The organism is Pseudoxanthomonas sp. UC19_8 (assembly GCF_042700505.1).
Classification (GTDB): Bacteria; Pseudomonadota; Gammaproteobacteria; order Xanthomonadales; family Xanthomonadaceae; genus Pseudoxanthomonas_A; species Pseudoxanthomonas_A winnipegensis.
The window spans coordinates 3139523-3151564 of record NZ_CP170559.1; the positions used below are offsets into that span (position 1 = coordinate 3139523).

The window sequence follows — 12042 nt, forward strand, 5'->3', positions numbered from 1 at the left end:
GTGAGGCGGGTAAAGCTGTCGTGGCTGTCGATCATCGGCAACATGCAAGACCTGTCCATGCGTTTCCAAAGGCCCGGCATCTTCCAGAGGCAATCGAGCCCGCATCGGTACCACGATCGGCTCGGGGACCCGCGACTGGAAGGACGCCGTGCCGGGGGCTGGAATTCTCTCACGTCCAAGCACAAGCAGGCCCGGTGTCGCCGCTGGCAGTCCTCCAACTCCCGCCCCCCGCTGGACTTACTGGAACTGCTTGCGCAGGCTCAACGTGACCGCCCGGCCGATCGGGTCGAGCAACTCCGGCTGGTAGCTCGCGGGCACCGCGCCAGTGCCGTCGAGCACCTTCACGCGCCTGTCGAACAGGTTGGCGACCGTCAAGGTCATCCGCGTGCCCCGCAACCACGGATGATCCTGCGCCAGCGGCGTGCGGCCCGTGTTGGCGAAGGCGCGCAGGTTGAACGTCGTCAGGCCCGAAAAATCCAGATTGCCCGTCTCCGCGCCGCCGCCCTCCGCCCGGGTGCCGCTACGCGAAGTGAAGCTGAGCCGCACGCCATACGCCGAGCGCGTATAGGCGATGCTGCCATCGATCTGGTTGCGCGCCACGCCGCCGCTGCCGCCGATCGCATCGCCACCGAGCAGATCCAGCCACGGCAGGCCGTTGCGAATCAGGACGCGGTCGGAAAACACCACGGTGTCGTACAGCGACCACACGATCTGCCCCTGCATCATCGAGGCAGGCATCCCCCCGCCGAAGCCACGCCCGCCGCCGCCACCACCGAAGCCCCGATCGCCTCCGCCCTGCCACCGTCCCTCGCGGGCCTGATCCGGCGGCGGGGCATCGCTTCCCGTGCCTCCCGGGCTTCCAGTGCCGCCATCGGCCGCATTGCCGCCACCGCGCGCGGCGAAGCTGGCACGCGTCATGTCAGGCAGCGGCGACGCACTGCTGAAGAAGCCGGCGACCGAATGCGCATCGTTGATCCCGAAGCGCAGTTGCCGGCGCCGTTCCTCGGCGAAATTGAGCGGGCGGCTGTCCACTTCGACCAGGTTGCCGTCCTCATCGGTGAGGAAGCGGTCGCTCAGCGCGGCCTGCAGGGCCGCGGTGGCCGGCGGCAGGCTGCCGACGGGATCGCGCGTGTCGGTGTCGCTGTAGTTGAAGACGATGGACAGTCGCCGCTGGTCGAACGGCTTGATGCTGATGCCGGCCCGGAAACGGTGCTGGTCGCTGGCCAGCAGATCGGGATTTCCGCCACTGATCGAGGTGACGCTGACGGTTTGCCCGGTGGCGTAATCGAACACGCGCGTCCCGATGCTGGTGATGACCGGGTTGGCCAGCTGGGTCAAGGTGGGCGCGGTCTTGCCGGCGTCGAGGTTGGTGGTGACCGTGAGCCGTGTCAGCGGCGACCAGCGAAGGCCATAGCCCCAGCGCTGCAGGTCCTGGCCGTAGTCGGAAAGACGATCGAGCTGCGCATGCGCGTTGATCGACAGGTCGCCGAACCTGCCGAGCGTCTCCTGGCCGCGATTGATCAACGGCACCTCGATGCTCGCGGTCGCGCTGGCATCGTTGCGCTTGAAGTCGGCGATGCGCTGCCGGCCGCCCATGCGCGCCACATTGTCGATGCGGCTGTCGGTGTCGGCCAGGCCCAGGCTCACGATCGCATCGCCGGCCGGCAGCTTCAGCAGCGTACCGTTCACCAACACTTGCAGGTTCTTCGTGTCGGCCAGCGAAGTGGCGATGTTGGGCGCGTTGCGCGGGAACATCGCCCCGGTCAACAGGCCGTAGGGATCGAAGTCCGCATCGCCCGCATCCAGCAGCGCCTGCGCCGCGCTGTTGTCCACGCCGGCATCGGTGACGGTGCGGCTGCCGGCACGGTTCCAGTAGCCCACCACCGAAAGATGCCAGGCGCTGTCGAAATCGTGGTTGAGCGTGCCGCCGAAGCGGCTGCTCCAGCCTTTCGAATGCTGGCCCAGCACCACCGGCACGTAGCGGTACACGCGCTGACCGTCGGCGGACTGCGCGAAGGGATCATCCGCAGGGACGTCCAATGCGGTCCCGGCATAGCCGCGCTCGCCATCGCTGGTATTGAGGTTGCCGGTGTAGTTCAAGGTCAACGAGGTGCGATCACCCAGTGCCCTGCTCAGGACCGCGTTGCCATCCACCGCGTGACTGGCGTTGGCGAGGCTGCGCGCGGCGCGCGGGTCCAGCGGATCTTCGGCCTGCGCGTCATAGCCCGGCTGCACCGGCACGGCCGCGATGTCGCGCTCGTCCTCGGTCAGCATCGTGTTGGCCGTGTATTTCAGGTCCAGGTTGAGGCGATCGTCGTCGTGCAGGATGAAGCGGTCCAGGTCGGCGACGCCGGTTTCCATGCCGCCCGCGCTCGGTGCGCTGCCATCCAGCTGCGCGGTATAGCGGTTGAAGCGCGGCACCAGCACGACATTCACTACCTTCTGGTCGGGAGGATAGCCGTACAGCAAGGCCTCCTCTTCCGGCAGCACGTCGACGCGGCGGATCGCTTCGGTGGGAATGTCCTTGATTTCCTGCATGCCGGAAATCCGCTTGCCGTTGAGCAGCACGATCGGCGTCGAATCGCCACTGTCGCTGGTGGTCATCGGCGCGATCAGGCCGAGCAACTCCTCCACGGTGGAGGCGCCATAGCTCTGCACCTCCATGCGCCCCAGCTGCAGCTCCGGCCGGAGCGTGCCGAGGGCCGCGCCGGGTTCGCTCGGGAGGCGACTCGCGGTGACCTTCACCGCGTCGAGCGTATCGATGGGAGAGGCGACCTCCCCGCCCTCGCCCTGCGCCGGCGACGCCGCGGCGGGCGCGGATTGCTGGGCATGCGCCGTGCCGGCGATCAGGGCGAGCGCGAGTAAGGGTCGAGGTAATCTCATATCGCCTACAACGCGCCAAGTGCGACCGCGTTGACAGGCGGCCGTGATGAAGTGAAGGCCCTGCGGCTAACGCGCCGGACCCATCATGGGGCGCCCTTCAAGCCGTGCGCTCCAGGAAGTTCTTCAGCAGCGCATGGCCGTGCTGGGTCAGGATGGACTCGGGATGGAACTGCACGCCTTCCACCGGGAACTCGCGGTGGCGCAGCCCCATGATCTCCTCGATCGAGCCGTCCTCGTTCTCGGTCCACGCGGTGACCTCCAGCGCCGGCGGCAGCGTGGTCTTGTCGACCACCAGCGAGTGGTAGCGCGTGGCCTCGTAGCGATCCGGCAGACCGGCGAACACCCCGCGCCCCTCGTGCCGGATCGGCGAGACCTTGCCGTGCATGATGCGGCCGGCGCGGATCACATCCCCGCCGTAGGCCTGGCCGATGCTCTGGTGCCCCAGGCACACGCCCAGGATGGGCGTGGTCGCGCCCAGTCGCTCGATCACCTCCAGCGACACCCCCGCCTCGTTAGGCGTGCACGGGCCGGGCGAGATCACGATGCGCTGCGGCGCCATCTTCGCGATCCGGTCCACGTCCAGCGCGTCGTTGCGCACCACCTCCACCTCGGCACCCAGCGACTGCAGGTACTGCACGAGGTTGTAGGTGAAGCTGTCGTAGTTGTCGATCATCAGCAGCATGGCGGTGTACTCACTGCGCGATCAGGAAGACCGCATAGACGTTTTCGGAAAGGGTGAGGGTGCCGGCTTCGAGCGATTCGCCGTCGGCCGGGCGCAGCGTTGGGTCCACCCGCGCGCCGACGTCGGCCGAAGGCGGCGGTGGTGCCGGCGGGAAGGGCGATTCCGGGCTTCGCCATGTCCCGGCCTGGATGCCGTAGCTGAAGGCGGGCGCCACGTCGGAGATGGTGTACAGGCCGGACAATCTGACGCCGTAGGCCTTTGCCAGCGCTTCGGCCGCCTGTCGCGATTGCGCGGCCGCTTCGCCCTTCAAGGTCGCGCGCAGCGCGGCCTCGTCGCGGTAGCCGGGCGTGACGCCCGAGAGCTGCAGGAACTCGCTGGTCTTCAATTCACCCAGGAAGGCGCGGGTATCTTCCAGCGTGCCGAAGGCCACCGCCAGTCTGCGCGTGACTTCCGTGCCCTTGAACACCTCGCGCCCCTCTTCGTACGCATGCGCTGGCTTGATTTCCATTGTGGCCGCCTGGATCGAGCCGGGCAAGGCATGGTGGCGATGGAAGGCCGCCAGCACGTTGGTCGCATCGGCCTGCACCTTGCTGCGCGCGACCTCAGGCGACGGATCGACCCGATCGAGCGTCACCACCACGCCGAAGCGATCCGGCCGCACCTCCCGGTGCGCCTCGCCCTTGACCAGCAGATGCGACTGCGCGGGCAGGCTGTTGATCTGCGCGGATGCGACCACGGGGCACAACAGGGCCAGCAGTATCCAGAGACGTTTCATCGCACCGCTCCTGCGTTGGGCAACAGGCCGGCCAACGGCCTGTCGGATGATCCAGGCGTGTTCATCGCACCAGGCGCGCCACTTCGGCGATCAGCGCCTCCACCGCCTCCGGGCGGGTGGCCCAGGAGGTGACGAAGCGGATCACGGCATGGCTGTCGCTGTGCGGCGCCCAGCGCTCGAAGGCGGTCAGGCGGGCCAGCGCCTCGATGTGCGCATGCGGCAGCACGGGGAAGATCTGGTTGGTCGGCGAGTCGATCAGCATCTGGACGCCGGCCGCCTTCAGGCCCGACTGCAGACGCTGGGCCATGGCGTTGGCGTGCGCGCCGAGTTCGACGAACAGCGCGTCCTCGAACAGCGCCTCGAACTGGCAGCCCACCACCATGCCCTTGGCCAGCATCGCGCCGCGCTGCTTGATCAGATAGCGCAGGTCGGCCTGCAGCGCCGGCTCGACCACCACCAGCGCCTCGCCCAGCAGGGCGCCGTTCTTGGTGCCGCCGATGTAGAAGGCGTGGGTGAGCGCGGCGATCTCGGCCAGGCCCAGGTCGGCGCCGGCGGCGGCCAGCGCGCAGCCCAGCCGCGCACCGTCGAGGAACAGCAGCAGGCCGCCTTCGTCGCAGAGCCTGCGCAGTGCCTGCAGCTCGGCGTGGGTGTAGAGCGTGCCCAGCTCGGTGGTGTGCGAGACGTACACCAGGCGCGGCTTGACCATGTGCTCGCTGGTGTTGGCGGCCAGCAGGCCGCGCACGGCGTCCACGGTGAGCTTGCCTTCCACGTGCGGGGCGACCAGCACCTTGTGGCCCGTGGCCTCGATCGCGCCGGTCTCATGCGTTGCCACGTGGCCGGTGTCCACGGCGATCACCGCCTCGTGCGGGCGCAGGAAGGCGGAGATCGCCAGCAGGTTGGTCTGCGTGCCGCCGGCCAGGAAATGCACCTGCGCCTGCGGCTGGCCGCAGCGCGCGCGGATCAGTTCGGCCGCGCGCAGGCTGTGGCGATCCAGGCCGTAGCCGGTGTTCTGCTCGGCGCTGGCCTGGGCCAGCGCCTGCAGCAGCCGCGGATGCGCGCCTTCGCTGTAGTCGTTGCGGAACGAGGCCAGTCTGGTCATGCCGTTCCCGTCCATCACAGTCCCTTGGCGGCCTGCGCGACCGCGCGGAACAGGGCGCGGCCCTTGTTCATCGTTTCCTTCCATTCCAGATCCGGGTCGGAGTCGTAGACCACGCCGCCGCCGGCCTGCACGTACAGGTAGCCGTCCTGGATGACGGCGGTGCGGATGGCGATGGCCGTGTCGGCATCGCCATGCCAGCCGATGTAGCCGACCGCGCCGGAGTAGACGTTGCGCTTGACCGGCTCGAGTTCGGCGATGACCTCCAGCGCGCGGATCTTCGGCGCGCCGCTGACGGTGCCGGCCGGGAAGGTCGCGCGCAGCACGTCGGCGTAGCTCAGTCCCTGCTTCAGCTTGCCGGTGACCTCGCTGACGATGTGCATGACGTGGCTGTAGCGCTCGATCACGAACTGCTCGCCCACCTCCACCGTGCCGGGCTCGGCCACGCGGCCGACGTCGTTGCGGCCCAGGTCGATCAGCATCACGTGTTCGGCGCGCTCCTTCGGGTCGGCCAGCAGCTCGGCCTCCATGGCCGCGTCCTCCTCCGGCGTGTGGCCGCGGCGGCGCGTGCCGGCGATCGGGCGCACGGTGACGGTGTCGCCCTGCAGGCGCGCCAGGATCTCCGGCGAGGAGCCCACCACCTGGGTGCCGCCGACATCGATGAAATACATGTACGGCGAGGGATTGAGCGCGCGCAGCGCACGATACACATCGACCGGACGCGCGCGGAACGGCACGCGCAGGCGCTGGCTGGGCACGACCTGGAAGATGTCGCCGGCGCGCACGTATTCCTGCGCGGTGCGGACCACGGCGTGGTACTCCTCGCGGGTGAACGAGGAGCGGAAATCGCCCTCGTCGATCGCATCGGACAGCTGCGTCTGCGGATAGCCGGCCCCGGCCTGGCGCAGGCGGTGCGCCAGTTCGTCCAGGCGGCGGTTGGCCCTGGCCCATGCCTGCGGCTGGGCGGGGTCGGCGTGCACGATCAGGTACAGCCGGCCCTTGAGGTTGTCGAACACCGCCAGCTCCTCGGAGAGCATCAGCAGGATCTCGGGGGTGTTCAGCTCGTCGGGCTTGTCCACCGCCAGGCGCGGTTCGATGTAGCCGATGCACTCGAAGCCGAACCAGCCCACCAGCCCGCCGGTGAAGCCAGGCAGGCCCTCGAACCTGGGCACCGAATGCGCGGCGCGCAGCGCCTCCACCTCGGCCAGCGGATCGGCGACATGGCGGGACTCGACCACTTCGCCGTAGTCGCGCGTTTCCAGGGTGTGGCCGCGCACGGCGTACACGCGCCGGGCGGGCAGGCCGATGATCGAATAGCGGCCGAAGCGTTCGCCGCCCTCGACCGATTCGAACAGATAGGTATAGGGGCCGTCGGCGAGCTTGAGATAGACCGAAAGCGGCGTGTCCAGGTCGGACAGCACTTCACGGACGACGGGGATGCGGGTGTGGCCTTCAGCAGCGTGCTGCTGGAACTGCTCTGCGGTGATCAAGAGGACATTCCTTACCGAACGCGGGGGCGGGACGGACGACGGCAACAGGCCACCATCGCCACGCGCGGCGAGCGGAAAGGGAGGAACGCTTGGTCGTCACGGCGGGCACGGGCGGTACTTTACCGCACTGCGGCAGGCGTGCAACGCGGACTGGGCCGGCCGGCGTCAGCCGGTGGCTGCGAGGCGCGGCCGGCAGGCCCTGCAGGCGCGTCATCCGCAGATGCCGCGGGCCGACCCCGGCTTGGCGGTCCACGGGAGCGCCTGCCCGCCAGACACGTATCCTGCCGCTTCCGCCATCGCGAACCGCGCCATGTCCGACCTGCCTGCCCTGCCCGCCACGCCCCCGGGGCGCTACGTCCACTACAAGGGCGGCCAGTACGAAGTGATCGGCACGGTGCGTCATAGCGAGACGCTCGAGCCGCTGGTGCTCTACCGCGCGCGCTACGGCGAAGGCGGCCTGTGGGTGCGGCCGCATGCGATGTTCTTTTCCGAGGTGGAGGTCGACGGCGCGCGCCAGCCTCGCTTCCGCCGCCTCGACGGGGTGGCGTGAGCGCTCTGGCGATCGCGCTGCGCCAGGCGGTCTGGCCCGATGACGGCGCGCTGTTCGCCGCGCCGGGCTTCGTCGACAGCGCGACGTCTCGCTTCGACCCGGTGGCCGGGACGCGCTAACGGAATGCGTGCTGCCGCTACCGGGCTGGGCGCGGCGACCGGGGCGCATTGACGGCGCCGGCCCAAAAGAGAACAATTCTCATCAGCCACGCCCGTCGTGCGTTCGCACGCGTCCGCTCGAACCCCAAGGCCAGCCCTCCCCCACCGCCTGCCGCCCTGTCGCAGGCCGGTTCCTGCTTCTCGATGGGATGTCTGATGTCTTGCCTTGCCTGCGTGTCGTTACCGTCCGGCCCCGCTCCTGCGTGTGCGATCTTCCCGTGCGCGCCCGAGGCGACGCGGCCATGAGCGCGACCTCCATGCGCGGCGCCGCCGTCTTCTCGTCCTGGTTCCGCCGGCCCTGGGTGGGCGTGCTCTCGCGCAGCCTGGCGGCGATCTTCGGCGGCTATGCGCTGGCGGCCAGCACCGGCGCGTTCCTGGCCGTGGCCCTGCCGATCGCGCGCAGCCAGGCGGTGCTGATCGGCATGCTGCTGGCGATCCTGGTGTGCGCCTGCGCGGCGCTGTGGGCCTTCGCCACGGCCAGCGCCTGGAAGGCCTGGGCCGGGATCCTGATCCCGACCGCGCTGCTGGCCCTGACCACCTGGCTGCTCAAGGTGCTGGCATGAACGTAGCGCCGCCGGTTCGCAGCCCTGACCGCGTCCACCGGCCGCGTGGCACGCAGGGAATCACGCCATGAAGCAGGGCTTCCGCCAGTCGATGGCCTGGCTGCACACCTGGACCGGCCTGCTGGTGAGCTGGCTGTTGCTGCTGATCTTCATGGGCGGCACGGCCAGCTATTACCGCGAGGAGATCAGCCGCTGGATGCGCCCGGAGCTTGCGCGCACGGTGGTCTCGCCGGAGCGGGCGGCGACCAGCGCGCTGGACTATCTGCAGCGCGAGGCGCCGAACGCCGACTACTGGAACGTGACCCTGCCCGATGCGCGCAACCCGGCGCTGGACATGTACTGGATGAACCCGGCCGTCGAAGGCGCGGGCAACGACCGCGCCGCACGCCGCGCGCGCTTCGGCCAGGCCACGGTCGATGCGGCCACCGGCGAGGCCTCGGCGGTGCGCGACACGCGCGGCGGCGAGTTCTTCTACCGGTTGCACTTCGACCTGTACGCGATCCCGGTGCTGTGGGCGCGCTACATCGTCGGCTTCTGCGCGATGTTCATGCTGGTGGCGATCATCACCGGGGTGATCACGCACAAGAAGATCTTCAAGGACTTCTTCACCTTCCGCCCGCGCAAGGGCCAGCGCTCGTGGCTGGATTTCCACAACGTCAGCGCGGTGATGGCCCTGCCCTACCACCTGGTAATCACCTATACCGGCATCGTCACGCTGATGGCGATGTATCTGCCGATCGGCATCAAGGTGGCCTATCCGGAAGGCGAGCAGGCCTTCTACACCGAGTCCTTCAGCGATCTGCCGGCGGTCGGGCCGGCCGCCGGCAGGCCGGGCGAGCGCAAGCCGGTGGCCGAGCTACTGGCCGATGCGCGCCTGGCGCTGGGCGGCGCACCGGTGGCCAGTTTCCGCATCGATCATCCGGGCGATGCGGCGCAGACCTTCAGCGTCTACCAGCGCACCAGCCAGCGGCTGTCCTACGAGGCGCCGTCGGTGCGGCTGGATGCGGCCAGCGGCCGGGTCCTGGCGCGCAGCGCCAGCGCCGGTGGCGCCTCGGAGACGCGCGGGGTGCTGTACGGCCTGCACATCGCGCGCTTCGCCGATGCCGGGCTGCGCCTGCTGCTGTTCTGCTCGGGCCTGCTCGGCTGCCTGATGGTGGCCAGCGGCGCGGTGCTGTGGGGCATCAAGGAGCGGACCAAGCACGCCAAGTCGGGCAAGGTCGGCTTCGGCCTGCGCCTGGTCGATGCGCTCAACATCGGCGCGGTCGGCGGCCTGCCGATCGCGTTCGCCAGCTACTTCTGGGCCAACCGGCTGCTGCCGCTGCAGCTGGAGGCGCGGCCGGACATGGAGGCGCGGGTGTTCTTCATCGCCTGGGCGCTCGCCCTGCTGGCAGGCTTTGTCTGGCCGCGGCGGCAGACCTGGGCGTGGCTGCTGTACGTGGGAGCGGCCCTGTTCGCGCTGATCCCGCTGCTCAACGCGGCCACCACCCACATCCATCTGGGCGTGACCCTGCGCGAGGGCGACTGGGCGCTGGCCGGGGTCGATCTCGTGACCTGCCTGCTCGGCCTGGCGCTGGCGGTCTGCGGCTGGCGCATGCAGCACTGGACGCCGCCGGTCTCGGCCGCGGACAAGCGCCGGCGCCAGGCGCAGGCCACGCAGGCGCCGGCGGCCGAAGGCGGCGCGGCATGAGCCTGCTGTCGATCGCGCTGGCCTTCAGTGGCTTCGTCGCGCTGTGCCTGGGCATGGAAAAGCACCAGTTGGAGCTGCACGGCGCCGCGCGTGCGCAGGACCGCGTGCGCCGGCGCTGGGCCTGGCTGGGCTGGACGCTGGTGGCGGCGTCGTTCGCCTGCGCGGTGGCCGCGCGCGGCTGGGGCATCGGCCCGGTGCTGTGGCTGGTGGCGATGACGGTCTCGGGCATCGCCATCACCTTCGGCCTGCTGCCCTACCGGCCACGCTGGGTGAAGCCGGGCGCGGTGCTGCTGCCGCTGCTGGCGCTGGCGGGCTTGCTGGCCGGTTGATGCCGGGAACGCGGCGCGGTTACCGCGCCTCTGCCGCCACGCCGGCCGAGCGGCCGCGATGCCGGCGACGCTGGCGGTACAGGGCCTGATCGGCCAGCTCCAGGGTCTGCTCGAGCGTGGCGCCGGCGGCGCGGATGGCGGCGCCCTTGGAGAAACCGATCGGCACCTGGTCGCCGGCGGCGCGCAGCTGCGCCATCCAGGCGTCCAGGCTGGCCGGGTCCTGGTCGGGCAGAATGACCGCGAACTCGTCGCCGCCCAGCCGCACCACCACGCCCTCCGCGCCGGCGTGCCGCTGCAGGAACTCGGCGAACGCCACCAGCACCGCATCGCCGCGCCGGTGGCCGTGCGCGTCGTTGACCTGCTTGAAGTGGTCCAGGTCGACCGCCACGCAGCCGACCGACCGGTCCTGCCAGCGGCTCTCCAGCTCGTGCAGGTAGCGGCGGTTGAAGCAGTGCGTCAGCGGGTCGTGGAAGGAATGGTCGCGCAGCACGCGCGCCTGGGCGACCTGGACGGTGACGTCCTGCGCGTAGCCCAGGACGTAGGGCTCGCCCTCGTCGGTATCGACCACGTTGTGGTAGTCCCAGTAGCGCAGACTGCCATCGCGCGCGATCAGTTCCAGCGTGCCCGAGGCGCTGCCGTCGCGGAACACCCGCTCCAGGTACTCATGGAACTGTGCATGGCGCTGGGGCCGGATCCGTTCGATCAGGCGATGGCCCAGGACATCGGTCAGTTCGATGTCCAGCGAGCGTGCGCTGGCCGGGTTGGCGCTGAGGATGGTGCCCTGCGCATCGTGGGTGCAGATCAGCCCCAGACTGGATTCGAACAACTTGCGGAAACGGCGCTCGCTGGTCTCCAGCGCCTGCACGGCCCTGTGCCGCAGCGTCACGTCCTGGAAGGCGCCGACCAGCTTTGGCTGGCCGTCGATCGTTTCCCGCCGCCCGACCGAGCGCACCCAGATGCGGCGGCCGGCGCGGGTGGTCTGCGGCAGTTCCAGGTCCCAGGGCTCGCCCTGCTCGATCGCGCGTCGCACGGCGTCGCGGAAGGTGTCGCGCACCTGTTCGTCATAGAACGAGAGCGCCTCGTCCAGACCCGACGGGGCGAAGCCCGCCGGCACATCGTGGATGCGGCAGGTCTGGTCTGACCACTGGATCCGTCCGGTGTCCAGGTTGACCTCGAAGCCGCCCACGCCGGCGGCGCGGCCGGTGCGCTCCAGGAAGGCCTCGCTGTCGCGCAGACGGCGCTCGAGCATGGTGCTGCGCTGCAGGGCGGTGGACAGCTCCAGCGTGCTGCGGGTCAACCCCTCCTGGCTGCGCAGCAGCTGGGCGCGCAACTCGATGGCGGCCACCGCCGCGTGCGCCAGCTGCTCCAGCGCCGCTCTCTGGGCCGGTTCGAGCTGGCGCGGCACAGTGTCGAACACGCACAGCGTGCCGACCCGGTGGCCGCTGGTCAGCGTCAGCGGGGCGCCGGCGTAGAAGCGCACGTAGGGCTCGCCGACCACGGTCTCGAAGCGCGAGAAGCGCACGTCGCGCCGGGCATCGCGCACCTCCAGCAGCTTGTCGCTGCGAATGGCGTAATCGCAGAAGGCGGTCGTGCGCGCGGTCGATTCCAGCCCCGGCAGGCCGTGGTTGGACTTGATCCATTGGCGGTCCTGCTCGATCAGGGTGATCAGCGCCACCGGCGAGGCGGTCAGTTCGGCCGCGGCGCGGGTCAGCGCGTCGAACAGCGGCTCGGGCGAGCTGTCCATCACCCGCAGGTCCATCAGGCGCCGCAGGCGTTCGCTCTCGTAGTCCTGTTCGTGCTCGGCCATGGCGCTTCGATGGAAAGCCAGG

General features: G+C 69.8%; 11 protein-coding genes. 5 read left to right on the plus strand and 6 right to left on the minus strand.

Annotated features, from left to right (window positions below):
• Positions 1 to 237: 237 nt before the first annotated feature.
• From ACFJIT_RS13895 to trpE, 5 genes are all read right to left on the minus strand, one after another.
• Complete coding sequence (locus ACFJIT_RS13895) at positions 238 to 2883, minus strand: hypothetical protein (protein ID WP_379653938.1); 2646 nt, start codon at positions 2881 to 2883, stop codon at positions 238 to 240.
• 97 nt (positions 2884 to 2980) lie between these two features.
• Entirely contained in the window at positions 2981 to 3565 is a 585-nt protein-coding gene (locus tag ACFJIT_RS13900) for an aminodeoxychorismate/anthranilate synthase component II (protein WP_286576499.1), read from the minus strand.
• 10 nt (positions 3566 to 3575) lie between these two features.
• The gene (locus ACFJIT_RS13905; protein ID WP_379653939.1) at positions 3576 to 4340 is read right to left on the minus strand and encodes an SIMPL domain-containing protein; all 765 of its coding nucleotides are present in this window, start codon (positions 4338 to 4340) and stop codon (positions 3576 to 3578) included.
• Positions 4341 to 4401: 61 nt separating this feature from the next.
• On the minus strand, positions 4402 to 5454 hold the full coding sequence (locus ACFJIT_RS13910) for a threonine aldolase family protein (protein WP_379653940.1): 1053 nt from the start codon (positions 5452 to 5454) through the stop codon (positions 4402 to 4404).
• Positions 5454 to 6926: an anthranilate synthase component I gene (trpE, locus tag ACFJIT_RS13915; RefSeq protein ID WP_379653941.1), complete on the minus strand. Its 1473-nt coding sequence runs from the start codon at positions 6924 to 6926 to the stop codon at positions 5454 to 5456. Before trpE ends, ACFJIT_RS13910 begins: the two co-directional genes overlap by 1 nt.
• A 310-nt stretch (positions 6927 to 7236) precedes the next feature.
• Here trpE and ACFJIT_RS13920 point away from each other — a divergent pair, with 310 nt between their 5' ends.
• The 5 genes from ACFJIT_RS13920 to ACFJIT_RS13940 all read left to right on the plus strand — a co-directional run bounded on the left by ACFJIT_RS13920 (position 7237) and on the right by ACFJIT_RS13940 (position 10213).
• Positions 7237 to 7476: a DUF1653 domain-containing protein gene (locus tag ACFJIT_RS13920; protein WP_379653942.1), complete on the plus strand. Its 240-nt coding sequence runs from the start codon at positions 7237 to 7239 to the stop codon at positions 7474 to 7476.
• Positions 7473 to 7595 carry a hypothetical protein gene (locus tag ACFJIT_RS13925; RefSeq protein ID WP_379653943.1) on the plus strand — a complete coding sequence of 41 codons (123 nt, stop codon included), beginning with the start codon at positions 7473 to 7475 and terminating at the stop codon, positions 7593 to 7595. The genes ACFJIT_RS13920 and ACFJIT_RS13925 overlap by 4 nt, the downstream gene beginning before the upstream one ends.
• 281 nt (positions 7596 to 7876) lie before the next feature.
• Complete coding sequence (locus tag ACFJIT_RS13930) at positions 7877 to 8197, plus strand: DUF3649 domain-containing protein (protein ID WP_379653944.1); 321 nt, start codon at positions 7877 to 7879, stop codon at positions 8195 to 8197.
• 67 nt (positions 8198 to 8264) lie between these two features.
• The gene (locus tag ACFJIT_RS13935) at positions 8265 to 9884 is read left to right on the plus strand and encodes a PepSY-associated TM helix domain-containing protein (RefSeq protein WP_379653945.1); all 1620 of its coding nucleotides are present in this window, start codon (positions 8265 to 8267) and stop codon (positions 9882 to 9884) included.
• Complete coding sequence (locus ACFJIT_RS13940; protein ID WP_379653946.1) at positions 9881 to 10213, plus strand: DUF3325 domain-containing protein; 333 nt, start codon at positions 9881 to 9883, stop codon at positions 10211 to 10213. The genes ACFJIT_RS13935 and ACFJIT_RS13940 overlap by 4 nt, the downstream gene beginning before the upstream one ends.
• A gap of 19 nt (positions 10214 to 10232) precedes the next feature.
• On the opposite strand, the gene ACFJIT_RS13945 is transcribed toward ACFJIT_RS13940, so the two are convergent.
• Positions 10233 to 12020 (minus strand): diguanylate cyclase domain-containing protein, encoded by a 1788-nt coding sequence (locus ACFJIT_RS13945; protein WP_379653947.1) that lies wholly within the window; start codon positions 12018 to 12020, stop codon positions 10233 to 10235.
• Positions 12021 to 12042: the final 22 nt, after the last annotated feature.

What these genes read in the sequence shown, in the direction of transcription:
- ACFJIT_RS13900 (WP_286576499.1), bottom strand. Translation starts at nt 3,565, where the DNA reads ATGCTGCTGATGATCGACAACTACGACAGCTTCACCTACAACCTCGTG.
- ACFJIT_RS13935 (WP_379653945.1), top strand. Translation starts at nt 8,265, where the DNA reads ATGAAGCAGGGCTTCCGCCAGTCGATGGCCTGGCTGCACACCTGGACC.
- ACFJIT_RS13895 (WP_379653938.1), bottom strand. Translation starts at nt 2,883, where the DNA reads ATGAGATTACCTCGACCCTTACTCGCGCTCGCCCTGATCGCCGGCACG.
- ACFJIT_RS13920 (WP_379653942.1), top strand. Translation starts at nt 7,237, where the DNA reads ATGTCCGACCTGCCTGCCCTGCCCGCCACGCCCCCGGGGCGCTACGTC.
- ACFJIT_RS13905 (WP_379653939.1), bottom strand. Translation starts at nt 4,340, where the DNA reads ATGAAACGTCTCTGGATACTGCTGGCCCTGTTGTGCCCCGTGGTCGCA.
- ACFJIT_RS13940 (WP_379653946.1), top strand. Translation starts at nt 9,881, where the DNA reads ATGAGCCTGCTGTCGATCGCGCTGGCCTTCAGTGGCTTCGTCGCGCTG.
- ACFJIT_RS13945 (WP_379653947.1), bottom strand. Translation starts at nt 12,020, where the DNA reads ATGGCCGAGCACGAACAGGACTACGAGAGCGAACGCCTGCGGCGCCTG.
- ACFJIT_RS13910 (WP_379653940.1), bottom strand. Translation starts at nt 5,454, where the DNA reads ATGGACGGGAACGGCATGACCAGACTGGCCTCGTTCCGCAACGACTAC.
- ACFJIT_RS13930 (WP_379653944.1), top strand. Translation starts at nt 7,877, where the DNA reads ATGAGCGCGACCTCCATGCGCGGCGCCGCCGTCTTCTCGTCCTGGTTC.